The sequence below is a fragment of the Pseudomonas sp. Marseille-Q5299 genome, from assembly GCF_943737035.1.
In the GTDB taxonomy this organism is placed as follows: Bacteria; Pseudomonadota; Gammaproteobacteria; order Pseudomonadales; family Pseudomonadaceae; genus Aquipseudomonas; species Aquipseudomonas putida_E.
Map to the genome: position 1 here is coordinate 102,313 of NZ_CALSFR010000003.1, position 25,510 is coordinate 127,822.

At 63.7% G+C, this 25,510-nt stretch carries 25 protein-coding genes; 14 read left to right on the forward strand and 11 right to left on the reverse strand.

Annotation, left to right across the window (positions count from 1 at the left end; genetic code table 11):
* Positions 1-34: 34 nt before the first annotated feature.
* Both NGJ21_RS09110 and NGJ21_RS09115 read left to right on the forward strand, forming a co-directional pair.
* Positions 35-949 (forward strand): histone deacetylase family protein, encoded by a 915-nt coding sequence (locus tag NGJ21_RS09110; RefSeq protein WP_046785151.1) that lies wholly within the window; start codon positions 35-37, stop codon positions 947-949.
* A gap of 149 nt (positions 950-1,098) precedes the next feature.
* A complete protein-coding gene (locus NGJ21_RS09115; RefSeq protein ID WP_251962040.1) occupies positions 1,099-2,340 on the forward strand; it encodes a TIGR03862 family flavoprotein in 1,242 nt (413 codons plus the stop codon).
* A 90-nt stretch (positions 2,341-2,430) separates the two neighbouring features.
* On the opposite strand, the gene rhlE1 is transcribed toward NGJ21_RS09115, so the two are convergent.
* The 4 genes from rhlE1 to NGJ21_RS09135 all read right to left on the reverse strand — a co-directional run bounded on the left by rhlE1 (position 2,431) and on the right by NGJ21_RS09135 (position 6,167).
* Entirely contained in the window at positions 2,431-3,750 is a 1,320-nt protein-coding gene (gene rhlE1 / locus NGJ21_RS09120; RefSeq protein ID WP_012312590.1) for an RNA helicase RhlE1, read from the reverse strand.
* A gap of 55 nt (positions 3,751-3,805) precedes the next feature.
* Positions 3,806-4,726, reverse strand: a complete 921-nt coding sequence (gene yedA, locus NGJ21_RS09125; protein ID WP_115273506.1) for a drug/metabolite exporter YedA — start codon at positions 4,724-4,726, stop codon at positions 3,806-3,808.
* Between the two features lie 145 nt (positions 4,727-4,871).
* The gene (locus tag NGJ21_RS09130) at positions 4,872-5,351 is read right to left on the reverse strand and encodes an NYN domain-containing protein (protein WP_012312588.1); all 480 of its coding nucleotides are present in this window, start codon (positions 5,349-5,351) and stop codon (positions 4,872-4,874) included.
* Positions 5,352-5,414: 63 nt separating this feature from the next.
* Positions 5,415-6,167, reverse strand: a complete 753-nt coding sequence (locus NGJ21_RS09135) for a DUF2076 domain-containing protein (RefSeq protein WP_196997424.1) — start codon at positions 6,165-6,167, stop codon at positions 5,415-5,417.
* Between the two features lie 153 nt (positions 6,168-6,320).
* Here NGJ21_RS09135 and NGJ21_RS09140 point away from each other — a divergent pair, with 153 nt between their 5' ends.
* Positions 6,321-6,977, forward strand: coding sequence for a YciC family protein (locus NGJ21_RS09140; protein ID WP_012312586.1), 657 nt, complete (start codon positions 6,321-6,323; stop codon positions 6,975-6,977).
* A gap of 12 nt (positions 6,978-6,989) precedes the next feature.
* On the opposite strand, the gene hrpB is transcribed toward NGJ21_RS09140, so the two are convergent.
* Entirely contained in the window at positions 6,990-9,518 is a 2,529-nt protein-coding gene (hrpB, locus tag NGJ21_RS09145; protein WP_251962041.1) for an ATP-dependent helicase HrpB, read from the reverse strand.
* Positions 9,519-9,635: 117 nt separating this feature from the next.
* Here hrpB and pmcY point away from each other — a divergent pair, with 117 nt between their 5' ends.
* Together pmcY and NGJ21_RS09155 are read left to right on the forward strand one after the other, a co-directional pair.
* Positions 9,636-10,055, forward strand: a complete 420-nt coding sequence (gene pmcY, locus NGJ21_RS09150; RefSeq protein ID WP_204919525.1) for a periplasmic Zn2+ metallochaperone PmcY — start codon at positions 9,636-9,638, stop codon at positions 10,053-10,055.
* A 25-nt stretch (positions 10,056-10,080) separates the two neighbouring features.
* Positions 10,081-10,950: a cation diffusion facilitator family transporter gene (locus NGJ21_RS09155; protein ID WP_012312582.1), complete on the forward strand. Its 870-nt coding sequence runs from the start codon at positions 10,081-10,083 to the stop codon at positions 10,948-10,950.
* A gap of 3 nt (positions 10,951-10,953) precedes the next feature.
* Here NGJ21_RS09155 and NGJ21_RS09160 read toward each other — a convergent pair whose 3' ends face one another.
* The gene (locus NGJ21_RS09160) at positions 10,954-11,799 is read right to left on the reverse strand and encodes a DUF6515 family protein (protein WP_115273502.1); all 846 of its coding nucleotides are present in this window, start codon (positions 11,797-11,799) and stop codon (positions 10,954-10,956) included.
* A gap of 394 nt (positions 11,800-12,193) precedes the next feature.
* On the opposite strand from NGJ21_RS09160, the gene NGJ21_RS09165 reads away from it, so the two are divergent.
* Both NGJ21_RS09165 and NGJ21_RS09170 read left to right on the forward strand, forming a co-directional pair.
* Positions 12,194-12,670: an Lrp/AsnC family transcriptional regulator gene (locus tag NGJ21_RS09165; RefSeq protein WP_003249795.1), complete on the forward strand. Its 477-nt coding sequence runs from the start codon at positions 12,194-12,196 to the stop codon at positions 12,668-12,670.
* A 32-nt stretch (positions 12,671-12,702) separates the two neighbouring features.
* The gene (locus tag NGJ21_RS09170; RefSeq protein ID WP_012312580.1) at positions 12,703-12,906 is read left to right on the forward strand and encodes a DUF2788 domain-containing protein; all 204 of its coding nucleotides are present in this window, start codon (positions 12,703-12,705) and stop codon (positions 12,904-12,906) included.
* 99 nt (positions 12,907-13,005) lie between these two features.
* Here NGJ21_RS09170 and NGJ21_RS09175 read toward each other — a convergent pair whose 3' ends face one another.
* From NGJ21_RS09175 to NGJ21_RS09190, 4 genes are all read right to left on the reverse strand, one after another.
* On the reverse strand, positions 13,006-13,635 hold the full coding sequence (locus NGJ21_RS09175; RefSeq protein WP_251962042.1) for a pseudouridine synthase: 630 nt from the start codon (positions 13,633-13,635) through the stop codon (positions 13,006-13,008).
* 6 nt (positions 13,636-13,641) lie between these two features.
* Positions 13,642-15,105, reverse strand: a complete 1,464-nt coding sequence (gene amn, locus NGJ21_RS09180; RefSeq protein WP_012312578.1) for an AMP nucleosidase — start codon at positions 15,103-15,105, stop codon at positions 13,642-13,644.
* A gap of 68 nt (positions 15,106-15,173) precedes the next feature.
* On the reverse strand, positions 15,174-16,826 hold the full coding sequence (locus NGJ21_RS09185) for an acyl-CoA dehydrogenase family protein (RefSeq protein WP_251962043.1): 1,653 nt from the start codon (positions 16,824-16,826) through the stop codon (positions 15,174-15,176).
* A gap of 125 nt (positions 16,827-16,951) precedes the next feature.
* On the reverse strand, positions 16,952-18,943 hold the full coding sequence (locus NGJ21_RS09190) for a sensor histidine kinase (protein WP_046785142.1): 1,992 nt from the start codon (positions 18,941-18,943) through the stop codon (positions 16,952-16,954).
* A 265-nt stretch (positions 18,944-19,208) separates the two neighbouring features.
* Between NGJ21_RS09190 and NGJ21_RS09195 the strand changes: the two genes are divergently transcribed.
* From NGJ21_RS09195 to NGJ21_RS09210, 4 genes are all read left to right on the forward strand, one after another.
* Complete coding sequence (locus tag NGJ21_RS09195; RefSeq protein ID WP_115273499.1) at positions 19,209-20,006, forward strand: hydroxymethylpyrimidine/phosphomethylpyrimidine kinase; 798 nt, start codon at positions 19,209-19,211, stop codon at positions 20,004-20,006.
* A 14-nt stretch (positions 20,007-20,020) separates the two neighbouring features.
* Positions 20,021-20,644, forward strand: coding sequence for a thiamine phosphate synthase (gene thiE, locus NGJ21_RS09200; protein WP_115273498.1), 624 nt, complete (start codon positions 20,021-20,023; stop codon positions 20,642-20,644).
* A 17-nt stretch (positions 20,645-20,661) separates the two neighbouring features.
* Positions 20,662-21,945 carry a glutamate-1-semialdehyde 2,1-aminomutase gene (gene hemL / locus NGJ21_RS09205; RefSeq protein ID WP_115273497.1) on the forward strand — a complete coding sequence of 428 codons (1,284 nt, stop codon included), beginning with the start codon at positions 20,662-20,664 and terminating at the stop codon, positions 21,943-21,945.
* A 186-nt stretch (positions 21,946-22,131) separates the two neighbouring features.
* Positions 22,132-22,677 (forward strand): tetratricopeptide repeat protein, encoded by a 546-nt coding sequence (locus NGJ21_RS09210; protein ID WP_119688210.1) that lies wholly within the window; start codon positions 22,132-22,134, stop codon positions 22,675-22,677.
* A gap of 6 nt (positions 22,678-22,683) precedes the next feature.
* On the opposite strand, the gene NGJ21_RS09215 is transcribed toward NGJ21_RS09210, so the two are convergent.
* A complete protein-coding gene (locus NGJ21_RS09215) occupies positions 22,684-23,010 on the reverse strand; it encodes a DUF1820 family protein (protein ID WP_039601874.1) in 327 nt (108 codons plus the stop codon).
* A 163-nt stretch (positions 23,011-23,173) separates the two neighbouring features.
* On the opposite strand from NGJ21_RS09215, the gene NGJ21_RS09220 reads away from it, so the two are divergent.
* Genes NGJ21_RS09220 through NGJ21_RS09230 form a run of 3 tightly spaced genes read left to right on the forward strand, consistent with a single transcriptional unit; the run spans position 23,174 to position 25,503 of the window.
* Complete coding sequence (locus NGJ21_RS09220; RefSeq protein WP_012312570.1) at positions 23,174-24,172, forward strand: PhoH family protein; 999 nt, start codon at positions 23,174-23,176, stop codon at positions 24,170-24,172.
* The gene (gene ybeY, locus NGJ21_RS09225; protein ID WP_012312569.1) at positions 24,165-24,638 is read left to right on the forward strand and encodes an rRNA maturation RNase YbeY; all 474 of its coding nucleotides are present in this window, start codon (positions 24,165-24,167) and stop codon (positions 24,636-24,638) included. Before NGJ21_RS09220 ends, ybeY begins: the two co-directional genes overlap by 8 nt.
* 25 nt (positions 24,639-24,663) lie before the next feature.
* A complete protein-coding gene (locus tag NGJ21_RS09230; protein ID WP_046785138.1) occupies positions 24,664-25,503 on the forward strand; it encodes a CorC family transporter in 840 nt (279 codons plus the stop codon).
* Positions 25,504-25,510: the final 7 nt, after the last annotated feature.

A 25,510-nucleotide genomic window follows, 5' to 3' on the forward strand; every position in this document is an offset into this window, starting at 1 on the left:
CAAGATCAGCACTGGCCCCGATTGCGAACCCACCATGCCGTTGCCGCTGATCTACCACGATGACTACAGCCCGGAGTTCCCACCCGAGCATCGTTTCCCCATGGACAAGTTCCGCCTGCTGCGCGACCACCTGGTCGAGAGCGGGCTGACCACCGACCAGGCTTTGCTGCGCCCGCAAATCTGCCCCAACGACATCCTCGCCCTGGCCCACGACCGCGACTACATCGCGCGCTACATGCACGGCGAGCTGTCGCGCGAGGACCAGCGCCGCCTGGGCTTGCCCTGGAGCGAGGCCTTGGCGCGGCGCACCGTGCGGGCGGTGGGCGGCTCGCTGCTGGCTGCCGAAATGGCGCTGCAGCACGGCCTGGCCTGCCACCTGGCCGGCGGTACCCACCACGCCCACTATGACCACCCAGCCGGTTTCTGCATCTTCAACGACCTGGCCGTGATCAGCCGCTACCTGCTTGAAGCCGGGCGGGTGCACCGGGTGCTGATCTTCGATTGCGACGTGCACCAGGGCGATGGCACCGCGCGCATCCTGCAGGACACCCCGGACGCCATCACCGTATCGTTGCACTGCGAACAGAACTTCCCGGCGCGCAAGGCCCACAGTGACTGGGATATTCCGCTACCGCGGGGCATGGGTGACGCCGCCTACCTGAAGGTGGTGGAAGACGCGCTCAACTACCTGTTGCCGCTGTATCAACCCGACCTGGTGCTGTACGACGCCGGTGTGGACGTACATAAGGACGATGCCCTCGGCTACCTGCAACTGACCGATGCCGGCTTGGCTGCGCGCGACGAGCATGTCATGCGCCACTGCCTGGGGCGGGATATCCCGGTGGTCGGCGTGATCGGCGGCGGCTACAGCAAGGACAGGGAAGCCTTGGCGCGGCGCCACGGCATCCTCCACCACAGCGCGGCGAAGGTCATCAGTTGTTCACAATGACTGTGGAACCGCCTGTGGATAACCTGCTGGAAAGCCGCTACAGCCCTTTACCACCGTGCCCTGCAGCATACTGATCATTTTTTGCTCAGTGCTTGCATGGCCCCTGCTGCGTTAGAATGCGCGGTCTTTTCCACAGCCTGCTGACCACCATGTCCGATCTACGCCCCGCATCCCCTCCCCTGGCTGTCGTCATCGGCGCCGGCCCCGCCGGCCTGATGGCCGCCGAAGCCCTGGCCCAGGCGGGCCTGGCAGTGCAGGTGTTCGACGCCATGCCGTCGGTGGGCCGCAAGTTTCTGCTGGCGGGCGTCGGCGGCATGAACATTACCCATTCCGAGCCCTATCCCCAGTTCGTGGCGCGCTATGCCGAACGCGAAAGCGAGATAAAGCGGCTGCTGGGCGACTTCGATGCCGATGCCCTGCGCCAGTGGATTCACGGCTTGGGCATCGAAACCTTCGTGGGCACTTCGGGCCGAGTCTTCCCTACCGACATGAAAGCCGCGCCGTTGCTACGCGCCTGGCTCAAACGCCTGCGCGACAGCGGCGTAGTTATCCACACCCGCCATCGCTGGCTGGGCTGGGGTGCCGACGGTGCCTTGCAAATCGCTTATCCACAGGGCGAACTGCAGGTAAAGGCTGATGTTGTCGTGTTGGCCTTGGGTGGCGGCAGTTGGGCCAGGCTGGGCTCCGACGGTGCCTGGCAACCTGTGCTGGCCGAACGGGCTGTGGATATCTCCCCCTTGCAAGCGAGCAACTGCGGGTTTGAAGTCGCAGGCTGGAGTGCGCTGCTCAAGGACAAGTTCGCCGGCGCGCCACTGAAGAACATCGCCTTGGGCATGCCAGGCACGGCAACGCGCAAAGGTGAGTTCATCCTTACCGCCCAGGGTGTCGAGGGCAGCCTGGTGTATGCCTGGTCTGCACCGTTGCGCGAGGCCATCAACCGCGACGGCCAGGCAACGCTGCTGCTCGACCTGCTGCCGGACAAGCCTGTGGACAAGATTGCCCAGGCCCTGGCCAAGCCGCGTGGTTCACGGTCGATGGCCAAGCACCTGCACAGCCAGCTGGGCATCGACGGGGTGAAGGCGGCACTGCTGCGTGAACTGACGGATCAGGCGACGTTTGCCGACATGCCCGCCCTGGCGCGAGCGATCAAGGCGCTGCCGATCACGCTGGTACGCACCCGGCCGCTGGACGAGGCGATCAGCAGTGCCGGTGGTGTGCGCTTCGAGGGGCTGGATGAGGGGTTGATGCTCAAGGGCATGCCTGGGGTGTTCTGTGCCGGCGAGATGCTGGACTGGGAGGCGCCGACGGGGGGGTATCTGTTGACGGCGTGCTTTGCCAGTGGGTTGCGGGCCGGGCGGGCGGCGGCGGATTGGCTGGCGCGGTCTTCCTGACAGGATGCGGGGGCCGCTTTGCGACCCTTTCGCGACTGTCCGTAGGAGCGGCCTTGTGTCGCGAAAGGGCTGCAAAGCAGCCCCAAAACCTCAAGGCTTGCGCTTCTTCGGCCCGGTATTGAAGCTGGGCACTTTGCGCACCGACTTGACCGGAGCCTCGTCGCCACTGTCCATCCAGCGCCCCAGCCCGCGCTTGGCACTGTTCTCTTTCGGCTTCTTGGGCTTTTTCGGCTTCTTGATCACCTGGCCACTGGCATCGGTCATCGGCACCCGGTGATCGGGAATGAAGTCCGGTTCCTCGTGGCGCGGCAAGGTCTGGCGAATCAGCGTCTCGATCGTGGCCAACTGCTGCACTTCATCGGCGCATACCAGCGAGATCGCCTCGCCTTTATTGCCGGCACGGCCCGTGCGACCAATACGGTGCACATAATCCTCGGCCACGATCGGCAGGTCGAGGTTGACCACCAACGGCAGGTCGTCGATGTCCAGGCCGCGGGCGGCAACGTCGGTGGCGACCAGTACCTGGATCTCCCGGGCCTTGAAGCTGTCCAGCGCGCGCTGGCGCGTGGCTTGCGGGCGGTCACCGTGAATGCCATCGGCGTTCACGCCCTCGCCCAGCAGCCGCTCGACCAACTGGTCTACGCCATTGCGAGTCTTGGCAAAAACCAGTACCTGCTTCCAGCGCTGCTTGCGCAGCAGGTGGCAGAACAGGTCGACCTTGCGCTTCTTGTCCACCGGCACCAGCCACTGCTTGACCGTGGTGGCAGCCGCGTTGCGCGGGCTGACCTCGATGCTCAGCGGGTCATTGAGCGCCAGCCCTGCCAGCATGCGGATCTGGTCGGAGAAAGTAGCGGAAAACAGCAGCGTCTGGCGCTTGCGCGGCAGGGCCGCGTATACCGACTGCAGCTCTTCGGCAAAACCCAGGTCGAGCATGCGGTCGGCTTCGTCGAGCACCAGGGTCTGCACCTGGTTGAACTTCACCGCGTTCTGGCGGAACAGGTCGAGCAAGCGCCCCGGGGTGGCCACCAGCAGGTCGACGCCACGACGCAGGCGCATCATTTGCGGGTTGATGCTGACCCCGCCATACACCGCGTAAGTGCTGAGCGGCAGGTTTTCGGCGTATTCGCGCACGTTGTTGTGCACCTGCTCGGCCAATTCGCGGGTCGGTACCAACACCAGGGCACGGATCGAGTTGCTGGCGACCTTTTCCCCTTCCAAGGCCAGGCGCTGCAGCACAGGCAGCGCAAAACCGGCAGTCTTGCCGGTGCCGGTCTGGGCTGCGGCCATCAGGTCGCGGCCGGCCAGCACGGCGGGGATGGCCTGGGCCTGGACCGGGGTTGGGGTGGTGTAGTCCAGCTGCTGCAGGGTACGCAGCAACGGTTCGATCAGGCCGAGTTTGGCGAAATTCATGGCAATACCGTCAGGGGGTTCAGCGAAGGCGGCAAGTTTACCGCAACACCCCGGCCTACTTGCAGGTTTCGCCCTCAAGCGATGCAGTGGGCTGCGCCGGCCTGCGCCACTGCGGCAGGCCGATCAGCACCACGGCACTGATGATCACCGCCATCGCCAGGCATTCCTCTGCACCGATCTGCTCGCCGGCAAAGACGATACCAAGCAACACTGCGACCGCCGGGTTGACATAGGCGTAGCTGGTGGCCGCCGCCGGGCGCACATGCTTGAGCAGGTACATATAGGCGCTGAATGCCAGGATCGAGCCGAACAAGACCAGATAAGCCAACGCGCCCCAGCCTGCCGCAGTGGGCATCTGAGTCATACGCTCACCCGACAGGGCGCTGCCCAGCAGCAATACCGCACCACCGACCAGCATCTCGGCCGCACTGGCCATGGGGCCTTGGGGTAACGGCAGGCTCTTGCTCCAGACCGACCCGAACGCCCACGCGGCAGCCGCAAACAGGATCAGCGCCGCACCGATGGGGCTGGCCTGCAGGTTAGAGCCGAGGTTGAGCAGGCCGATGCCAACCAGCCCAAGGAAGATGCCCGCCCACTCCAGGCGCGAATTGCGATGGCCGAACAGCAGGCCAAACACCAAGGTAAACAGCGGCACCGTAGCCACCGCCAGCGCAGCGACGCCGGAGGCAACGCCAGCATGCTCTGCAACCGTCACGCCGCCATTGCCGCAACTGAGCAGCAGAAAACCCACGGCCCCTGCTGCACGCCATTGCGGCCAGGTCGGCGCCGGCACCCCGCGCCAGCGCAAAAACCCGTAGAGCAGGCCCCCGGCGATAAGGAACCGCACCCCGGCCATCAGCATCGGTGGCCAGGACTCCACACCGATGCGAATGAACAGGTAGGTGGAGCCCCAGACCAGGTACAAGGCCAGAAAGGCACCAATCAGCAATAACGGGAAGCGGCGGGAGGCAGGCATGGCAAAACTCGAAATCCGTTTACGGGGGAATGAGTTTAGGGAGCCTCGCCGCCAAGATTAAGTTACAAAACCGGATTAATTGGGCGGCACAATTTGCGGAATGGCTGGGGTATCCGGCGCAATGGCGGCCAAGCGCCGCCGAGCTTCAATGCTTCAACAACAGACGCCCTTCGATCGGCACATAGCGGCTGGCCGCTCGTATCAGCGACATGGCGGTCAACCCCGGCACACCGTAGACCACCGCCTCGGCGCCATGACGCTGTATCACCCGCTCCAGCAGCAGGTCGAAATCACCATCGCCCGAAGCCAGTACTACCTGATCGACACGGCTGGCTGCATCGATCACATCCAGGGTTATCCCCACATCCCAGTCACCTTTGGCCGAACCATCGCTGCGCTGGATGAACGGCTTGAGGCGCACATCGAAACCAAGGTTGCGCAGGATCTGCTGGAACTGCTGCTGTTTGCTGTCCCCACGGTCGATGGCATACGCCACGGCCTCGACGATCTCACCCTCGCGGCTGACTTCAGACCACAGCGCGGTGTAGTTGAAGTGACAGCCATGGGCCTGGCGCACGGTGTAGTAGAGGTTCTGCACATCGGCGAACAGTGCGATTTTCTTCACTACATACCCTCGGCTGAAGGGGCGCAATGCGCCCCCGAAAATGCCAGCAGTATGCCAGACCGATCAGACGAAGGTGTCGTCGTCCGAGAAGAAGCCGCCATCATCGCTGCCATAATCACTGTCAGCGAAACCACCCTGATCAGCGCCCCAGCCACCATTGTCGGCCACCTGCGGCTGCGCGCCCTCGTCGTTCCAACCCCCGGTATCACTGGCCGGGGCCGGTTCTTCCTTGATCACCTCGACCACCTCTTCCGGCTGCGAGTGGTGGTTGAACAGGCTGCTGATGCCTTGTGCCAGCAACACACCACCGGCCACACCGGCAGCGGTCTGCATCGCACCACCCAGGAAGCTGCTCGCCCCACCCCGAGCCGGCGCGGCGCCGAAACCAGGTTGCGCCGCCTGCGGCTGGGAGAAGCCCGGGGCACTCGGCTCACGCCAACCGCCTGCCGAAGCGACCGGCGTGGCAGGCCGCTGGGGCTGCTGTGATGGTTGGGCAGGCTGCGGATTACGCCCACTGGCGCCAAAGATGCTGGAGAGGAAGCCACCACTGCTGGTGCTGCTGGTGCGGGAAGCCTCGACCTGGGCACGAGCCTGTTTGAGCTCTGCTTCCAGTTGCTTGTTCTGTTCGTCCAGGCGCTTGAGCGCAGCCTCCTGTACCAGGATTGCCTGGGCCATGTAGTAAGGCGCCGCCGGCTGCTCGCGCAGGTGTTCCTCGATGCGCGCCTGGGCCTGTGCATCACGCGGCTGGCTGGGGTCTTCGGCTTGTTTGATGCGGCCAAACAGGCCATCGATCAGGGTTTGTTCTTCAGTGTTCATGGGCTACCTCGTGGGAAGCGGGACATCGGACGTGTCAAAGATGGGGCGCGCAGGCGGCGGATTCAATCACTGGCCTGGTGAAACTTTTTTCAGCAATTGACTGCTCTGGGCTAAAGTTAGGCCCCTGCTTTTACTGCCATGCGATGTTGACCGATGAATCCGCTGAGCGTTTTGCGCGACTCCCTCTACTTCTTCCGCCGCCACCTGGCAAACATCATCCCGCTGTGCTTGCCGCTGGTCGTACTCGAAGCCCTGGTAACCCAACTGTTGTACCAGCAGTTGGGCGACCAGGCATCACCGGCCTACAGCATGCTGGTGAGCCTGCTGTTCTACCCGCTTTACAGTGCAGCGCTGATTCTTTACCTCGACACCCGCAGCAACGGCCAGGAGATCCCCAAACGCGAGCTGTTTGCCCGCGCCATGCAGCTATGGCCGCAATTGGCGCTGCTGATCATGATCAGTTCGCTGCTGATCATGGCCGGGCTGGCGCTGCTGGTCTTCCCGGGGGTATGGATCATGATCAACCTGGTGTTCGCCGAGTATCTGCTGGTGCTGCGCGGCCTGCCGGTGGTGCAGTCGATGCGCGAAAGCGCACGCATGACCACCGGGCACTTCATGCGCATCATGCTCTGCGTACTTGCCGTGCTCGCACCGATCTGGCTGATTGACGGGCTGCTGCTGATCGCCTTCCCCGAGCCTGCCCCCGCCCTGGAGCTGGCCATGGCCAGCCTGCTCGGCTTCCTGCAGTTGTTCAGCACCGTGGTGCTGTATCGCCTGTTCATGCTGCTGGAGAGCAAGAACGACGCCTGAACTGTCTCCCAGTCAGGTACCGCGCGGTTTGGCCCGCGCGGTGGCCTCCGCCACCAGCGGGTCGTCCGGCCAGTAATGCTTGGGGTATCTACCCTTGAGGTCCTTCTTCACCTCTGCATAGGTGGTGCGCCAGAAGTTGGCCAAATCCTGCGTCACCTGCACTGGCCGCCGCGCTGGCGACAGCAGGTGCAGCTTGACCTGCTGGCGACCTTGGGCGATGCGCGGCGTGTCAGCCAGGCCGAACAGCTCTTGCAGGCGCACGGCGAGGATCGGCGGGTTTTCACTGTAGTCGAGGCGGATACTGGAGCCCGACGGCACAGCCAGGTGCGCTGGCGCCCATTCGTCCAGGCGCTGGGGCAGCGGCCAGGGCAACAGATTACGCAAGATCGAAGGCAGGTCCAGGGCGGCGAAATGGCTCAGGCGGGAGACTTTGCCCAGATAAGGCTGCAGCCAGTGCTCCAGGCTGGCCAGCAGCGCCTCGTCGCCCAGGTCGGGCCACTCGCTGTGGCCGTCTTTTTCCAGGTCGAGCTGGCGCAACAGCGCTATTCGCGCCTGCCACTGGCGCAACTCTGGCGTCCAGTTCAGCAGGTTCAGGCCTTTGCGCCGCACCAGGCCTAGCAGTGCCCTGGCGCGGGCGTCATCATCCAGCCCAGGCAACGGTTCACGGCTGAGTACCAGTTCGCCGACCTTGGTCTGACGCTCGGCACGCAACACCTGCTCGCGCTCGTCCCAGTCGAGAATGTCGACGCGCTCGACCTGTTCGGCCAGCACATCGTCGAGCAGCGCCGGGTCGAATTCGGCAGCCAGGTAAATCCGCTCTTCCCGCTGCCCCTGGCGGCTGCCCAGGTCGGCGATGACCAACCACGGGCATTTCATCAGTGCATCGGCCTCGGCGAACAAGGCGGCACGGCCGTTGGCCAGGCGATACTCGGCCCCGCCCTCGCGACGCTGCTGGGCAACCCGGTCGGGATAGGCCAACGCCAGCAGGGCGCCGAGCCAGCGTGGATGCTCGGGATCGGCAACCGCCGCACCGGCCTTGCCGCGCAGCAGCCCCCGATACTGGCGGGCCAACTGCCGGGCACGCTGCACACCGCCCTGGCCGCCACGGCTGGTCTTGCTGTCACCGCTGATCAGCGCCAGCCGGTCATGCAGGTCGGCGCCACCTGCGCGCTGGATGTCGCGCTCGCCCAACAAGGCGGCAACATCGCAAGCCATCGCGGCCAAGCCCAGGTCCTGGCCGCGCAGCAGCAGGTGAGCGATTCGCGGGTGAGCCGGAAGCTCGGCCATGGCCTGGCCGTGTTCACTGAGGTTGTCGCGGCTGCCCAGCTTGAAAGCGCCAAGCCGCGCCAGCAGGTCCTGCGCCTGGGAAAATGCCGCCGCTGGAGGCTGGTCCAGCCAACGCAACTGGTCAGGCGCAACACCCCATCGGCCAAGTTGCAGCGCCAGGCCAGCAAGGTCTGCCTGGAGGATTTCGGCACTGCCATGCGCTGCCAGCTGGTCGTGCTGCGCCTCTGACCACAAGCGGTAGCACACGCCCGGCTCCAGGCGCCCGGCACGGCCAGCCCGCTGGGTGGCGCTGGCACGGGAGATGCGTTGGGTGTCCAGGCGCGTCATGCCGCTGCCGGGGTCGAAACGCGGTACCCGGGCAAGGCCGGCATCGATGACCACGCGCACGCCGTCGATGGTCAGGCTGGTCTCGGCGATGTTTGTGGCCAGCACGACCTTGCGCAGGCCCTGGGGCGCCGGATCGATGGCGGCACGCTGGGCATTGAGGTCGAGTTCGCCATGCAAGGGGCACAGCAGAATGCCCGGGCGCTCGGCCAATGATTCCTGCAAACGTTGGTGAACCCTACGGATCTCAGCCTGGCCTGGGAGGAACACCAGCACACTGCCGGGTTGATCGGCCAAGGCCTGCAGCACGCTGTCCACCACCCGTGGCTCGATGAATTCCCCAGGGTGGAACGGCCGGCCCCAACGAATATCAACCGGGTACATGCGGCCTTCGCTGCTGATCACCGGCGCGTCGTCGAGCAGCCGGGACAGGCGCTCGCCCTCCAGGGTTGCGGACATCAGCAAAATTTTCAGCGGCGGGTCGTCGCGCAGCAGTTCCCGGCCATTGAGACTCAGCGCCAGGGCCAGGTCGGCATCCAGGCTGCGCTCGTGAAACTCATCGAAGATCAGCAGCCCTACCCCCTCCAGCGCAGGGTCTGCCTGCAACCGGCGGGTCAGGATGCCTTCGGTGACTACTTCGATACGGGTATTGGGCCCGACCTTGCTGTCCAAACGAATGCGGTAACCCACGGTTTCGCCGACTTTTTCGCCCAGCTCGCTGGCCAGCCGTTCGGCCGCCGCACGCGCCGCCAACCTGCGCGGCTCCAGCATCACGATGGTCTGCCCGGCCAGCCAGGCTTCATTCAACAGTGCCAGCGGTACACGGGTGGTCTTGCCTGCGCCGGGCGGCGCCTCGAGCACCGCTTCGTGACGGTTTTCCAAGGCATGGCGCAAAGCCGGCAGGGCAGCATCGATCGGTAAGGAAATCATGGTGGTCCTCGAACAGTCTGGCGAGTATAACGGCGAACCCAGCCTGCTCTATCATGGTCTTAGCATCAGGTGCCGGCGTATCGCCCCACCTTGTGGCAACTTTCTTCGGAGATTCAAATGCGCATCCCATCCCGCGTCATCGGTGGCGCCCTCATCGCCACCTTGCTGACCCAGCTGACGGCCTGCGGCACGCTGTTCTACCCCGAACGCCGCGGGCAGATCGAGGGCAAGGTCGACCCGGTAATCGTCGCCCTCGATGCCATCGGCATCCTGTTCTACGTGATCCCTGGCCTGATTGCCTTTGGCGTCGACTTCGCCACAGGTGCCATCTACTACCCTGGGGGCACCACGGCACAAGTAGCGCCAGAAAAACTGCGCGAGGCCATCAAGCCCGATGGCAAGGTCGACAACCTCAAGCTGCAGGCCATTCTCGAAAGCGAACTGGGCCAGCGCCTGCCGCTGGACGACCCGCGGTTGATCCAGCATCGCGGCAGCGTCGAGCAACTGGCAGCGTTCGGCCTGGTGCCGGCAGCCTGAAACCTGCAAGGAAACCACCCTCGGCATGATCACCTCGGCTGAACACCAGCGCCTGCTACGCCTGGCCACCCGCGCCTCGCTCGCGGTGGCCAGCATCCTCGTGCTGAGCAAGGCCGTGGCCTGGTGGCTGAGTGGCTCGGTCAGCCTGCTGGCCGGGCTGACCGATTCGGCGCTGGACGCGGTCGCCTCGTTCCTCAACCTGCTCGCAGTGCACTATGCGCTACGCCCGGCTGATGATGACCATCGCTTCGGCCACGGCAAGGCAGAAGCCTTGGCAGGCATGGCCCAGGCAGTGTTCATCGGCGTGAGTGCGGTACTGATCGGGGTTCAGGCCGCCGAGCGCCTGCAATCGCCACAGCCCTTGGGTGATACTGCAATCGGTATCGGCGTGATGCTGCTGTCGCTGGTGCTGACGCTGGCCTTGCTGGCGCTGCAACGCAAGGTGGTACGTGTGACAGGCTCAACGGCGGTGCGTGCCGACTCGCTGCATTATCGCTCTGACCTGCTGCTAAATGGCAGCATCCTGCTGGCCTTGCTGCTGGCGCGCTACGGCTGGCCGCAGCTGGATGCGCTGTTTGGCCTGGGTATCGCGCTGTACATCCTGTGGAGTGCACTGCAGATCGCCCGGGAAAGCACGGCAATCCTGATGGACAAGGAACTGCCCGGCGACATCGGCGAGGGCATGGTCGAACTGGTGCTGGGCATTGCCGGGGTCAAAGGTGTGCATGACCTGCGCACCAGGGTGTCGGGCAATCAGTGGTTCGTGCAACTGCATCTGGAGCTGCCGGGGCAGTTGCCGTTGCACGAAGCACATGCCCTGTGCGTTCAGGCCTCTGAAGTCATCCGCCAGCGTTATCCACAGGCCGATGTGATGGTGCATGCCGACCCCGTCTGAGGCTCAATTGATACTGTAGCCCCGGCCACTGAAACACGCCCCCAGCGCCCGCCGGTAGTTGTCTGCAACATTGGCCGGCGGTGCGCTGGGGGCGGTTGCGGGGTCGAAGTTGGACTGGCTCACCGCCCAACGGTGGCACTGGTAGCGGTCCTGGTCCTGCTGCTCCTGGCCTTGCCCATGCATCGGGTAGGCCACCACATCGTATGCGTTGCCTGAAGGGGCTTGCGCCACGGGCACCGGTGCCGGTGCAACCGCAGGCGGGCTGACCACCACGTACTCCTGGCTGTCTGCCAGGTACTGGTAATACGTATCGGCCACCAGGAAGAGCAAGGCACCCCCCACCCACACTTCACGTGCATAGGATGGCAGGTAGCCGACCCGCACCCCGTACGGCGGGGCTACCACGATGTAGCTGCCGCCATGCGGCCGGTACCAGTAACCACCTGAGTAAAAATAGTCCTGCCCACGGTAGGGCACTTTCCAGTAGCGGTCCGGGAAATGGTCGATGCTGTGCCCGGGGCGATACTGCGGCCCCGGCCCCCAGCCATTGCCATGGCCATCCGGCCGCCCCTGCCAGTCGCCACCAGGCCGTTGACCAGGGCCGCCAGCCTCCCAGTGCCGGTAATCGGCATTGCGCCGGGGAATATCCTGGTAGTAGCCCTGGCGGGCGGGCTGGGTCTGGTGCACTTCATCGCGCGAGTTGAGCGGCGAACGGCCTTCGTAACTACCGTTGGGATCCTGCCGGCCATTGCCACCATGCCCGTCTTCAGGGCCCTGGGCCATCGCCCCCAGGCAGATGCTCACGCCAAGCAAACCAACACCTGCCAACTGCCAGATGCGCGACTTCATGTTGTTCCTCACGGTCAAGATAACGGCACGCTGCCAGTCTACCGTGCCTGTAACGGACAAACAGATGAAATCGCGGCCATGAAAAAAGGGAGGCCTTGAGGCCTCCCTTTGAGAATTGTCGTCCGTGCTCGGCACTTGTGGCGCCGGCTCACCTCATACGCTCTTGTGGAGGTACGTAGCCCGGGGGCCTGGCGGATCCTGTTGGATGGCTGGCCGCGACCGCCCGCCTAGGGCGCGTCGCCGTGGACTGATGTCCGGGCAGTGATTCTGTTGATAAAGATACGGGACAGGGGGCGGCAGCGGATTGCGAAGATTGCTCAGATAAATAGCACTTGCGCAATTTTTAACCCTGGATCGATAATTCACCGCAATCTGATCAGAAAAGGCCTTTTCCATGAGCAAGCTTGACCGCTACGACCTGAGCATCCTCGCCGAATTGCAGCGCGATGCGCGCATTTCCAACCAGGAGCTGGCCGAACGCATTGGCCTGTCGCCCTCACCCTGCTCTCGTCGGGTCAAGCAACTGGAAGACGACGGCTATATCTCACGGCAAGTCGCCCTGCTCGACCGCAAAAAGCTTGGCCTGAGCCTGACGGCTTACGTGCTGATCGGCATGGACCGGCACACCCCGGAGCGCTTCGAGACCTTCGAGGCAGCCATCCGCAACTTGCCACAGGTGCTTGAATGCAGCCTTGTAACCGGCATGGATGCCGACTATCAGCTCAAGGTGGTGGTACCGGACATGGATCACTACCAGAAACTGCTATTGGGCAGCCTGACCCGCATCGAAGGCGTCACCAGCGTGCGCTCGAGCTTCGTGCTCAATCAGGTGCTGGCGAGTACCGAACTGCCCCTGACCCACCTTCGTTGATTGGCTGCTGAGCTTGCCTGGAGAACACACAGATGGATCCGGCTGTATTTGAAGAATGGATGATGATCATCCTGGTCACCGTGCTGATCGGTTTCATGGGCTTCATCGTCTGGGACTTGGCAAAGAAATCCAAGGCCGGGCGCTTTGGCACGATGATCCTGTTCTTCGTGCTGGGGCTGGGGGTGCTGGCCTTTATCATCAAGACCGTGGTCGTGGGGTTTCTGGAAGGGGTGTAGCGCCCTCTCAAGCCTCATCACCGGCAAGGCGGCCCCACAAATGCAAAGGCCTGCGCATTTTCTGTGGGCCCGGCTTGCCGGCGATGAAGCCAGCGAGCATTACAACTTGGCCGGCACCTCGCGCCAACACCCCTGCTCCAACCCATCCAGCGCCCAATCACCGATCCGCACCCGCACCAGGCGCAAAGTCGGCAAGCCCACCGCCGCTGTCATGCGCCGCACCTGGCGGTTACGCCCCTCGCGAATCACCAGCTCCAGCCAACTGGTCGGCACGCTCTTGCGAAAGCGTACCGGCGGGTTGCGCGGCCACAGCTCAGGCTCATCGAGGCGCCGTGCTTCGGCAGGCAAGGTCGGCCCGTCATTGAGCTCCACGCCTTCGCGCAACCGCTTTAGCTGCTCATCGTTCGGTTCGCCTTCCACCTGCACCCAGTACGTCTTGGCCAGCTTGTGCCTGGGGTCGGCGATGCGCGCCTGCAAACCGCCGTCGTTGGTCAGCAACAGCAACCCTTCACTGTCACGGTCCAGCCGCCCGGCCGGGTAAATGCCAGGAATATCAATGTAATCCTTGAGCGTGGCACGGCCATCGCTGTCGCTGAACTGGGTAAGCACATCGAACGGCTTGTTGAACAGGATCAGGCGAGGCTCGGCCGGTGGCGCCTTGGGCTGGCGCTTTGGGCCGGCAGGCCGCGCCTTGGGGTGGCGCGGCTTGGAACGGGGTGGCAGTGGCATGGATCCTCAGCGGAACGGCGGCTCATCGAAGCTGCGCAGTTTACGCGAGTGCAGCGAATTGAGCTCGGTGCGCAGCAGGTCGAGGGCGGCGATACCGATCTTCAAGTGCTGGCTGACCGCGCGGTTGTAGAAGGCGTTGGCCGACCCAGGCAGCTTGATTTCGCTGTGCAGCGGTTTATCGGACACACACAGCAAGGTGCCATATGGCACTCGCAGGCGATAACCCTGGGCGGCGATGGTGCCGCTCTCCATGTCTACCGCCACGGCCCGCGACAGGTTGATCAGCGGCCGTTCCTGGGCCCAGCGCAGCTCCCAGTTACGGTCGTCGTACGTCAGCACGGTGCCGGTGCGCAGGCGCTTCTTCAATTCCTCGCCACGTTCGCCGGTAACCTGGGCTGCCGCCTCCTGCAACGCCAGTTGCACCTCGGCCAGGGCCGGGATCGGGATGTTCGGCGGCACCACCCGGTCAAGGATACCGTCGCGGCGCATGTAAGCGTGCGCCAGCACATAGTCCCCGATGGTCTGCGACTGACGCAGGCCCCCGCAGTGGCCGATCATCAGCCAGCAATGCGGACGCAGCACGGCCAGGTGGTCGGTGATGTTCTTGGCGTTGGACGGGCCGACGCCGATGTTGACCAGGGTGACACCATCACCGTCAGCGGCGATCAGGTGATACGCCGGCATCTGATAGCGGTGCCAGACCACGCTGGCCACCAGGGCCTGGGCCTCACCATGGTCCATGCCCTTTTCGATCGCCACGTTGCCCGGCAGCACCATGCGCACGAAGCGCGGGTCGTCACGCAGCTGTTCAAGGCCATGGCTGATGAACTGGTCGACATAGCGGTGGTAGTTGGTCAGCAGGATCCAAGGCTGCACATGGCGCCAGTCGCTGCCGGTGTAGTGCACCAGGCGGCGCAGCGAGAAGTCCACGCGGGCGGCGTCGAACAGCGCCAGTGGCAGTGTCTGGGCACTGCCCCAGTCGCACAGGCCATCGGCAATGTCGTCGGTGGCGGCGGACAGGTCGGTACTGGGGAATACCCGTGCCAGCTCGGCGGCAGTGATGCCGCTGCCCGCCAGTTCATCGCCCTGGTCGACCACGTAAGGGTACGGGATGTTCTGCTCGCTGACGCCTACCTCGACGGTCACGGTGTAGTCGTGCATCAAGGGACGCAACTGCTCGAGCAGATAACCCCGAAATGCCGCAGGCTGGGTGACTGTGACGCTGTAGGTGCCCGCCACCTGTACCTTGGCATAGGCACGGGTGGTGGCGGCGACTTCGCCGTGGCTGTAATAGGTCAGGCGCAAGGCCGGGTAGCGGTAAACGGCGCGCTCGTCGGCGTCCGGCTCGGTGCGGTCCTTCAGGTAACGCTTGAGGGCCTGGCTGAGGGCCCCGGTGGCCTGTTCATGCAAGGCCGCCAGACGGTCGACGGCCTGTTCGGGGGTATCAACGACTACAAAGGCTTGGCTCACACTGTGCTTCCTGTCTGGACATGCATGTCAGCCATCTTGCCTGCCTTCGCCGGTAAAAACACCCCCTGTCAGCCGGGCCAGACCGGCGTGGCCCGTGCCACCAGCGCCTGGACATCGGCGCCGCGCGGCAATGCCCCGTAAACGCGGCCGCCGCCGGCCAGCCGGCTGCCGATGAAGGCATCGCTGACCGAGGTGTTGCCCGCTTCCAGCAACAGCTTGGCCTGCAGGGCCAGGGCGATGTCCTCGGTCAGCTGCCGGGCACGATACTGAATGTCGCCCGTGTCGGCGAACGCGCCCTTGAGATTGCCGATGTGCGCCGCCAGCCGTGGATCGCCATGGCCATCGCCCAGTTCAGCGAACAGCGTATCGAGCACGCCCGGCTCCTTGGACAAGGCACGCAGTACGTCCAGGCACTGGACGTTGCCCGACCCCTCCCAAGTGGAATTGACCGGTGCTTCACGGTACAAGCGCGGCAGGATGCTGTCCTCGACATAACCGGCGCCGCCCAGGCATTCGGCAGCTTCGTTGATCATCGCGGGCGCGCGCTTGCAGATCCAATACTTGCCCACCGCCGTGACCAACCGGGCGAAGTGCGCCTGCTGCGGATCATCGAGTTGCTCTAGCGCTTGCCCCATGCGCAGGCTCAAGGCCAGGGCCGCTTCGCTTTCCAGTGCCAGATCGGCCAGCACGTTCTGCATCAGCGGCTGCTCGCTCAGCACCCGGCCGCCGACCTTGCGGTGCGCGCAGTGGTGGGTAGCCTGGGTCAAGGCCTGGCGCATCAGGGCGCTTGAGCCGACCATGCAGTCGAAGCGGGTCATGGCCACCATCTCGATGATGGTTGGCACTCCCCGCCCCTCCTCGCCGACCATCCAGGCCAGAGCGCCACGCAGCTCCACTTCGCTGGAAGCATTGGAGCTGTTGCCGAGCTTGTTCTTCAGGCGCTGGATGTAGAACTGGTTACGGCTGTCATCCGGGCGATGGCGTGGCAACAGGAAACAGCTCAAGCCTTTGTCGGTCTGCGCCAGTGTCAGGAAGGCGTCGCACATCGGCGCCGAACAGAACCATTTATGCCCAACCAGCTCGTAGGCCTGGCCCGACCCCGGGCTGCCGACAGGATAGGCGCGGGTGGTGTTGGCGCGTACATCGGTACCGCCCTGCTTTTCTGTCATGGCCATGCCGATGGTCACACCTGCCTTGTGCTGATCGCCGACGTTGCGGGGGTCGTACTCGCGGGCGAGAATCTTCGGCAACCAGTACTCGGCCAGCTCAGGCTGCAGCCTGAGTGCGGGGACAGCGGCAAAGGTCATGGTCAGCGGGCAACCGGTACCGGCTTCTGCCTGGCTGTGCAGGTAAGTCATCGATGCCCGGGCTACATGGGCACCGGGGCGCGGCTCGGCCCAGGGCAACGACGGCAGGCCGTGTTCGACGGCCGTACGCATCAGCTCGTGGTAGGCGGGGTGGAACTCCACCAGGTCGATGCGGTGCCCGTAACGGTCATGGCTGCTGAACGCTGGTTTGTGCGCGTTGGCCAGAAAGCCTGCGGCCATCAGGGGCCCACCGGCCAAGGCACCGTAGGCATCGATCCGCGATTCGGCCCAGCCGGCACCGAAACGCCGCGACCACTCCTGCAGTGGCAGGTCCAGGCGGTACAGGTTCGCGCCGTCGAGGGACGGTGGCTGATTGGTGACTTCGTGGGTTTCAGCGTACTGGTGCAGGTTCATCGGGAGCTCCTGGGGCCGGGTATGCATGAAAGTCCCAGTGAAGCACTCCCTGTGGGCCAGTCAAAGTGACAATAATGACTAAACAGGTGGCAACGCACACCATCGTGGCATGCGCCCGGCAGCCTTCAGAACCGGGTAACCCCCGAAGCCGCCCTGCCCGCCGTTACCTGCACCTGCGCTATCGCCACATTCAGCGTCAACTCGAAACGGCTCCCCAACCCCCGCGTAGACTCATGCATCAACGTGCCCCCCAGCACCTCGCCCAACTGCCGGCAGATCGACAGGCCGATGCCCAGGCCACCGTAGCGCCGGGTCATCGAGCCATCGACCTGGAAGAAGCGCTGATACAGGATCGCCTGGTCCAGGTCATCGAAGCCGATGCCGCTGTCACTGACGGTGAAGGTCAGCGCCAGGCTGTCGGGCCCAAGCCGACGGCCGCGCACCTGAACCATCACGCCGCCCTGGTGGGTGAACTTCAGGCCATTGTCCACCAGGCAACCCAGGCAGCGCGTCAACTTATGCGCATCGCCAAGCAGTTCGTCCGGCAGCTCTGCGGGAATGTCCAGGCTCAGGTAAAGCCCTTTGCCAAGGGCCGTTCCAGCGTAGCCGGCACGCAGGTCCTGAAGCGTGCGGCGCAAGCTGAACGGCACCGGCTGCGCGCGCAGGCGACCCGCCTGCAGCTCGGTGAGGGTAAGAATATCGTCGACCATGTCCATCATGTTCTGCGCAGAGCCCACCGCCGTGCGGTGGTACTGGGCCATCTCGGCGCTCAGCGGCAACGTGTGCATCAGCTCCAGCGAGCCGATAACACCGTTCATCGGGGTGCGCAGTTCATGGGTGATCGTGGCCAGGAATTCATCCTTGAGGTGGTTGCTCCTGGCCAGCTGCTGGTTCAGTTGTTCCAGTGTCCGCCCGGTATCACGCAGGGTCTGCGCCTGCTGTTCGCGCATGCTGTTGATACGGTCGGCCAGGGCCAGGGACAACAACGCCACTTCCAGCGCCGCACCGAGCTGGCTGGCATACATGGTCAGGAACACATTGGGCAGGTACCCCAGCACCATCAGGGTATTGACCAGCCCGCCCAGCAGGAACGCCGTCCAGGCAATGATGAACCAGCGAGCCACGCGCAGACCGCGCACCCAGGCGTATAGCCCCGCAGTGAAAATGCTGACGGTGAACAGCAGGGCCAGCACAGTGGCCATGCGCAAGGCAATGCCATAGGGCATGCTCACCGCCAGCAGCATCACCAGCACTGCCCCGAGCATCAACAGTTGCAGCAGCCGATCGAACCCTCGGCTGATCGTGCCCAGGCGCAGGAAGTGGCGGGCGAACTGGCAACCGAACAAGCCGGCAGCACCGATGAACAAGGGCGTGGCGGCATTCGCCCACCAAGGGCTGTTCGGCCAGAAGTACGCCACCCCTGCGCCGTTGACCGACACCTGGTAGAAGCCGAACGAGGCAATATAGAGGATGTAGTAGAGGTAACTGACGTCCCGAACGCTGAGGAAGATGAACAGGTTGTACACCAGCATCACCAGCAACACCCCGTAGATCATCCCCAGCACATACAGGCGCGTGGGCTGCTCTTCCATGTAGGCCTCGGCAGACCACAGCGCCAACGGCGCCTGTACCGAGCCCTGGCTGTGCAGGCGCAGGTAGACGGTGGTCGCCTGATTGGGCTGCAGCGGCAGTTCGAACAGGTAGTTGTTCTGGCGGATCTGCCGGCTGTCGTAGGGCAAGGCATCGCCGGTACGCTGTGCCAGGCGGTAGGTACCATCGGCGCCCGGCAGATAGAGCTCGAGGTGATCCAGCGGCGGGTACGCCAGCTCCAGCAACCATTGGCGCGGTGCGGGGTTGGCCGAGGCCAGGTAGCGCAAATCGACCTTGAGCCAGAACACCGAAGTCGAATAGCCGGCATTCAGCACTTGTTCACGGTGCAGGCGAAAACGCTTGGCGAAGGTGGGCGCGGTAACCTGGGCGATGCTGGCGCTGCCCTCGCGGTCTTCATAGACCTGCATGGTGCTGCCCAGCGAAAGGTACCGGGTGGTGTCGTCGAAATCGACCGCAGTGGCCAGCACGGGCAAGCAGCCCAGAAGCAAAATCAGCAAATAGCGCATACGGCCCCAGCATGGCGTGCCCGGACACGTCGCAATGGCCCCCTATCCCTATGAGACGACGAATTCCGGTAAAGCCCGTTTATCGAGTTATCCGAGCACTCTAGCATAGCTTTGAAGGCTGGCAACGGGCCATCTTGATTTAAGCTTAAAAGGCTCTAGATCAGTGCTTTCAGGCCAGTGAAAAGCATAAAGCTGACCCATCGATCAACAAAACCCGTTTGTAGGACGATCCGTACAAAAGGGTTTGGTGGTAAGCTCGCCGACCATGAATACCTACAGCTCCCGCCCCGTTGTCCTCTGTCTATCCGGCCACGACCCAAGTGGCGGTGCCGGCTTGCAGGCAGATATCGAAGCCCTGATCGCCCAAGGCTGTCACGCCGCACCTGCGGTGACCGCCCTGACCGTGCAGGATACCGTCAATGTTTCCGACTTCCGCGTGCTCGACCGCGAGTGGGTGCTGGCCCAGGCCAATGCCGTACTGGCCGACTCCACGGTAGCCGCGGTCAAGCTGGGCATGCTCGGCTCGATCGAAATGGTCGATACCGTCGCCGAACTGCTCAGTGCCCACCCGCACCTGCCGGTGGTCTGCGACCCGGTGCTGCGCGCCGGTGGCGGTGGCCGGCTGGGCAAGGACGAGGTCGGCTATGCCCTGCGCGAGCGCCTGTTGCCGCTGGCCGCCATCGCCACCCCTAACCTGCCCGAGGCCCGCATTCTTGCCGAACTGCCCGAAGGTACGGCAGACGAGTGTGCCGAAAAATTGTTGCCGTTCTGCAAACACCTGCTGATCACCGGTGGCCACGGCGACGAAGACGAAATCCACAACCGCCTGTACAGCCGCGATGGCCAGCATCATACCTGGACCTGCCAGCGCCTGCCTGGCAGCTACCACGGCTCGGGTTGTACCCTGGCCAGCACGTTGGCCGGCCGCCTGGCCTTGGGCGAAGCCCTGCAAAGCGCCGTGCGCAGTGCACTCGACTACACCTGGCGCACCCTGCGTGACGCCGAGCAGCTGGGCAAGGGCCAGTTCGTCCCGCGCCGCCTGCCCCTGGACTTCTGCTCCTGATACGAGGCTTTCTGATGAAGCTACGCGGTCTGTATGCAATCACCGACAGCCAGCTGCTCGCCGGCCGTTTCCTGTCCCATGTCGAGGCGGCACTGGAAGGCGGCGTGCGCCTGCTGCAGTACCGCGATAAAAGCGATGATGCCGCCCGTCGACTGCGTGAAGCCCAAGCGCTTCTCAAGCTCTGCGAACGCTACGGCACCGAGCTGGTCATCAACGACGACGCCGAACTGGCTGCGCGCCTGGGCGTCGGTGTGCATCTGGGGCAGACCGACGGCCCATTGACCCCGGCGCGTGCGCTGCTGGGCCGCCAGGCCATCATTGGCTCGACCTGCCACGCCAGCCTCGACCTGGCCGCCCAGGCTGCCAGCGAAGGCGCCAGTTATGTCGCCTTTGGCCGTTTCTTCAATTCCGTGACCAAGCCCGGTGCACCCGCTGCCGATGTTGGCCTGCTGGCGCAGGCCCGGGCCCAGGTCAAACTGCCGCTCGCCGTGATCGGCGGCATCACCCTCGACAACGCCGCTCCGCTGGTCGCCCACGGTGCCGACCTGCTGGCGGTGATCCATGGCCTGTTCGGTGCCGACAGCGCGCAGGAAGTCACCCGCCGCGCCCGCGCCTTCAACGCCCTGTTCGCTTCCTGATTTCAAGAGAAGATCCCATGTCCCGTTCCGAATCCCTGTTCGCCCAAGCCCAGAAGCACATCCCAGGTGGCGTCAACTCGCCGGTCCGCGCCTTCAAGAGCGTCGGCGGCACCCCGCTGTTCTTCAAGCATGCCGAAGGCGCCTATGTCGTCGACGAAGACGACAAGCGCTATGTTGACTACGTGGGTTCGTGGGGCCCGATGATCCTCGGCCACGGCCACCCACAGGTGCTCGACGCGGTGCGCAACCAGTTGCAGCACGGCTTGTCCTACGGCGCGCCGACCGCCATGGAAACCGAGATGGCAGACCTTGTTTGCTCGCTGGTGCCGTCCATGGAAATGGTACGCATGGTCAGCTCCGGCACCGAAGCCACCATGAGCGCGATCCGCCTGGCCCGGGGTTACACCGGCCGCGACGCCATCATCAAGTTCGAAGGCTGCTACCACGGCCACTCCGACAGCTTGCTGGTCAAGGCCGGCTCCGGTTTGCTGACCCAGGGCGTGCCAAGCTCGGCAGGCGTGCCGGCGGACTTCGCCAAGCACACCCTGACCCTGCCGTTCAACGACATCGCTGCAGTCGAGAAGACCCTGGCGGAAGTCGGCCAGACCGTAGCCTGCATCATCGTCGAGCCAGTGGCCGGCAACATGAATTGCGTCCCCCCAGCGCCTGGCTTCCTCGAAGGCCTGCGCGAGCAGTGCGACAAGCACGGCGTAGTGTTGATCTTCGACGAAGTGATGACGGGCTTTCGCGTCTCGCTGGGCGGCGCCCAAGGCTACTACGGCATCACGCCGGACCTGTCGACCTTCGGCAAGATCGTCGGCGGCGGCATGCCGGTCGGCTGTTTCGGCGGCAAGCGCGAGATCATGGGCTGCATCGCCCCGCTGGGCCCTGTGTATCAGGCCGGTACCCTGTCGGGTAACCCGCTGGCCATGGCCGCAGGCCTGACCACGCTGAAGCTGATCAGCCGCCCGGGCTTCCACGACGAGCTGAGCGGCTTCACCAGCCGCATGCTCGACGGCCTGCAGCAGCGCGCAGATGCCGCTGGCGTGCCGTTCGTGACAACCCAGGCAGGTGCCATGTTCGGCCTGTACTTCAGCGGCGCCGACGATATCGTCACCTTCGATGACGTGATGGCCAGCGATGCCGAGCGCTTCAAGCGCTTCTTCCACCTGATGCTCGACGGTGGCGTCTACCTGGCACCTAGCGCGTTCGAGGCCGGCTTTACCTCGATCGCACACGGTGACAAGGAGCTGCAGATCACCCTGGATGCGGCTGAGCGGGCATTTGCCGCACTGAAGTAAAGCGCGGTCAGAGCTCTTCGCCGGGTAAACCCGCGAAGAGCTCTGGCGATAAATGCCCGTCCATCACCAGTAACTTTTCCCACCGGTACATAAATTCGAGTAAAACTTTGTAAGGTTGGCGCTGCTTATCCCATAATGTGCCACCAGAGACATTGGCCGTAGCTTTGCAGAGGTAAGTCGATCCCCATGAACCGCACCGGCCGCGCCCTTGCCCTGGGCTGCCTGTTGCTTCTTCAGCCCCTGCTGGCACTGGCGGAGGGCGGTAACTCGTTGCTGATTCCTGCAACGGGGCGCTGCACGCTCAATGTCCAGCCAGAGGACCAGCAAAACGCCCTCAAGGCTTGCGAGCAGATGGCGGCGACCGGGGACGCCCAGGCGCAGTACGAACTGGGTGAGTACTACTACGCGCAAACCCCCAAAGACCTGAAAATGGCCTTGGACTGGTTCGAAAAAGCCTCGCTGCAGGGCCATGCACAAGCCCAGTATCGCCTTGGCGGCATGTTCTTTCATGGTGAAGGGGTCGAGGCCAACAACGTACAGGCCTATATCCTGCTGAAAATGGCGGCGGTCAACGGCGCCGAAGATGCGCTGGACATGGCCGACGAAGTCACCGAGCAGATGCCCCGCGATGAACTGGAGCATGCCACCCAGGTGCTCGGCCAGATCTTCCGCAAATACCTGCTGGAACTGCAAAGCGCCGAAGGGCGCACGCCGTTCTCGCCGCTCCCCTGACTCGCTTTACTTCTCTGGCATCGGCATAGGGAACGGCATCACATTGCCACTTCCCTTGGCTTCGCTGATCTTGGCCGTGCCCAGGCGCTCGACCTCGTCGATACGCACGATCGAGTGCATCGGCACGAAGCTGCGGATCACACCTTCGAACTGGTTCTTGAGCTTCTCTTCGCTCGGGTCGACCACGATCTGGGTGCGCTCCCCAAAAACGAATTCCTCGATTTCCAGGAAGCCCCACAGGTCGCTCTGATAGATCTGTTTGGCATACATCTCGAAGACCTGCCCCTGATTGAGGAAGATCACTTTATAGATGGCGGGTTCGCGTTTGCTCATGTTTGCCGGGATAACACATGCGTAAGAAAAGGCGCGCATCATAACAGACAGGCCCGTTGATCTGTGCCGCCGATACCGTTGAACGTTTCAGTGCTTTCGCCCCTGCCCTTCAAGGGTTATTCTTGAGTTCACCATTATTGCCGTCGAGCGGCTAAAAACGACCTTGAACGCACCCATACAACCTCATCGCTTCATCCTCGAACCCTTCGAGGCCCACCGCTTCGCCAACCTGTGCGGCCAGTTCGACGAGCACTTGCGCCTGATCGAACAACGCCTGGCTATCGAAATCCGCAACCGCGGCAATCAATTCGAGCTGATCGGCGAACCCAAGACAACCTCTGCTGCCGAGCAACTGCTGCGCCGCCTCTATCGCGAGGCCAAGGCCACCGAGCTGTCGCCGGAAACCGTGCACCTGTACCTGCAGGAGTCGACCGTCGAGAACATCGATAACCCGGCAGTCAACGAGGTCAGCGTTTCCCTGCGCACGCGCAAGGGCAACATTCGCCCACGCGGCGTCAACCAGCAGCGCTACGTCAAGGAAATCCTGGCCAACGACATCAACTTCGGCGTAGGCCCGGCCGGTACCGGCAAGACTTACCTGGCCGTGGCCTGCGCCGTCGATGCCCTGGAGCGCGAGCAGGTGCGCCGCATCCTGCTGGTGCGCCCGGCGGTCGAGGCCGGCGAAAAGCTTGGCTTCCTGCCTGGCGACCTGGCCCAGAAGATCGACCCGTACCTGCGCCCGCTGTACGACGCCCTGTACGAAATGCTCGGCTTCGAGCACGTGGCCAAGCTGATCGAGCGCCAGGTGATCGAGATCGCCCCGCTGGCCTACATGCGCGGCCGTACCTTGAACAACAGTTTCATCATCCTCGACGAGAGCCAGAACACCACGCTCGAGCAGATGAAAATGTTCCTGACCCGTATCGGCTTCGGCTCCACTGCGGTGATCACCGGCGACATCACCCAGGTCGACCTGCCACGTGGCACCAAGTCGGGCCTGGCTCATGTGATCGAGGTGCTCAAGGACGTTCCGGGTATCAGTTTTACCCACTTCCAACCCAAAGATGTGGTTCGTCACCCACTGGTGCAGCGCATTGTCGAGGCCTATGACCGCTTCGATGCCCGCCAGGCCAAGCCCGAGGCGCCCGGCAAAGATGCTTGAACTTGACCTGCAGCGCGCCACGGATGCCGCCACCCCTGACGATGCCGCTTTGCGCGCCTGGTGCGAACTGGCCTTGCGCCAGCGCAGCGCCGACTCGGAAATGACCATCCGTCTGGTCGACGAAGCCGAAGGCCGCGAGCTCAACCACACCTACCGGCACAAAGACTACGCGACCAATGTGCTGTCGTTCCCGGCCGATGTGCCCGATGAACTGCTCGATATCCCGCTGCTGGGCGACCTGGTGATCTGCGTGCCGGTGGTCGAGCGTGAGGCTGCCGAACAGGGCAAGTCGCTGCAAGCGCATTGGGCGCACCTGGTCATCCACGGCTGCCTGCACCTGCTTGGCTACGACCACATCGAAGACGATGAGGCCGAGGAAATGGAAGCGCTGGAACGGGAATTGCTGGCAGAACTGGGTCACCCTGACCCGTATGCCGATGATGAAAACGATTCAATCACACACTGATACTGCAAGGATCACGAGAAACGCCATGAGCGAAGATCGATCGAGCAACGGGCAGAAGTCCTGGCTGGGTAAACTGACCCAGGCTTTTGCCCATGAGCCGAAAAACCGCCAGGAGCTCCTCGAGCTGCTGCGCGAAGCCCATCAGAACAAGCTGCTCGACAGCGAAGCGCTGACCATCGTCGAAGGCGCCATCCAGGTCGCCGACCTGCAGGTACGCGACATCATGGTGCCGCGTTCGCAGATGATCAGCATCAAGGCTACCCAGTCGCCTCGCGAATTCCTGCCGGCCGTCATCGACGCCGCGCACTCGCGTTACCCGGTGATCGGCGAAAGCCATGACGATGTGCTCGGGATCCTGCTGGCCAAGGACCTGCTGCCGCTGATCCTCAAAGAGAACGGCGACAGCTTCAACATCAGGGACCTGCTGCGCCCGGCCACGTTCGTGCCCGAGTCCAAGCGCCTGAACGTGCTGCTGCGCGAGTTCCGCGCCAACCACAACCACATGGCCATCGTCATCGACGAGTACGGCGGCGTGGCGGGCCTGGTCACCATCGAGGACGTGCTCGAACAGATCGTCGGCGACATCGAAGACGAGCATGATGTCGAGGAAGACAGCTATATCAAGCCACTGCCCAGCGGCGACTTCCTGGTCAAGGCGCTCACGCCGATCGAGAACTTCAACGAGTTCTTCGACAGCGAGTTCTCCGATGATGAGTTCGACACGGTTGGCGGCCTGGTGATGAGCGCTTTCGGCCACCTGCCCAAGCGCAACGAGACCACTGAGATCGGGCCCTACAAGTTCCGTATTCTCAATGCCGACAGCCGGCGGATACACTTGCTGCGCCTGACCCCGATCACCCGCTAAGGACAAA

Coding starts and splice junctions, on each gene's coding strand:
- NGJ21_RS09110 (WP_046785151.1), top strand. CDS start 35: ATGCCGTTGCCGCTGATCTACCACGATGACTACAGCCCGGAGTTCCCA.
- NGJ21_RS09115 (WP_251962040.1), top strand. CDS start 1,099: ATGTCCGATCTACGCCCCGCATCCCCTCCCCTGGCTGTCGTCATCGGC.
- rhlE1 (WP_012312590.1), bottom strand. CDS start 3,750: ATGAATTTCGCCAAACTCGGCCTGATCGAACCGTTGCTGCGTACCCTG.
- yedA (WP_115273506.1), bottom strand. CDS start 4,726: ATGCCTGCCTCCCGCCGCTTCCCGTTATTGCTGATTGGTGCCTTTCTG.
- NGJ21_RS09135 (WP_196997424.1), bottom strand. CDS start 6,167: ATGAACACTGAAGAACAAACCCTGATCGATGGCCTGTTTGGCCGCATC.
- NGJ21_RS09140 (WP_012312586.1), top strand. CDS start 6,321: ATGAATCCGCTGAGCGTTTTGCGCGACTCCCTCTACTTCTTCCGCCGC.
- hrpB (WP_251962041.1), bottom strand. CDS start 9,518: ATGATTTCCTTACCGATCGATGCTGCCCTGCCGGCTTTGCGCCATGCC.
- pmcY (WP_204919525.1), top strand. CDS start 9,636: ATGCGCATCCCATCCCGCGTCATCGGTGGCGCCCTCATCGCCACCTTG.
- NGJ21_RS09155 (WP_012312582.1), top strand. CDS start 10,081: ATGATCACCTCGGCTGAACACCAGCGCCTGCTACGCCTGGCCACCCGC.
- NGJ21_RS09160 (WP_115273502.1), bottom strand. CDS start 11,799: ATGAAGTCGCGCATCTGGCAGTTGGCAGGTGTTGGTTTGCTTGGCGTG.
- NGJ21_RS09165 (WP_003249795.1), top strand. CDS start 12,194: ATGAGCAAGCTTGACCGCTACGACCTGAGCATCCTCGCCGAATTGCAG.
- NGJ21_RS09170 (WP_012312580.1), top strand. CDS start 12,703: ATGGATCCGGCTGTATTTGAAGAATGGATGATGATCATCCTGGTCACC.
- NGJ21_RS09175 (WP_251962042.1), bottom strand. CDS start 13,635: ATGCCACTGCCACCCCGTTCCAAGCCGCGCCACCCCAAGGCGCGGCCT.
- NGJ21_RS09185 (WP_251962043.1), bottom strand. CDS start 16,826: ATGAACCTGCACCAGTACGCTGAAACCCACGAAGTCACCAATCAGCCA.
- NGJ21_RS09190 (WP_046785142.1), bottom strand. CDS start 18,943: ATGCGCTATTTGCTGATTTTGCTTCTGGGCTGCTTGCCCGTGCTGGCC.
- NGJ21_RS09195 (WP_115273499.1), top strand. CDS start 19,209: ATGAATACCTACAGCTCCCGCCCCGTTGTCCTCTGTCTATCCGGCCAC.
- thiE (WP_115273498.1), top strand. CDS start 20,021: ATGAAGCTACGCGGTCTGTATGCAATCACCGACAGCCAGCTGCTCGCC.
- hemL (WP_115273497.1), top strand. CDS start 20,662: ATGTCCCGTTCCGAATCCCTGTTCGCCCAAGCCCAGAAGCACATCCCA.
- NGJ21_RS09210 (WP_119688210.1), top strand. CDS start 22,132: ATGAACCGCACCGGCCGCGCCCTTGCCCTGGGCTGCCTGTTGCTTCTT.
- NGJ21_RS09215 (WP_039601874.1), bottom strand. CDS start 23,010: ATGAGCAAACGCGAACCCGCCATCTATAAAGTGATCTTCCTCAATCAG.
- ybeY (WP_012312569.1), top strand. CDS start 24,165: ATGCTTGAACTTGACCTGCAGCGCGCCACGGATGCCGCCACCCCTGAC.
- NGJ21_RS09230 (WP_046785138.1), top strand. CDS start 24,664: ATGAGCGAAGATCGATCGAGCAACGGGCAGAAGTCCTGGCTGGGTAAA.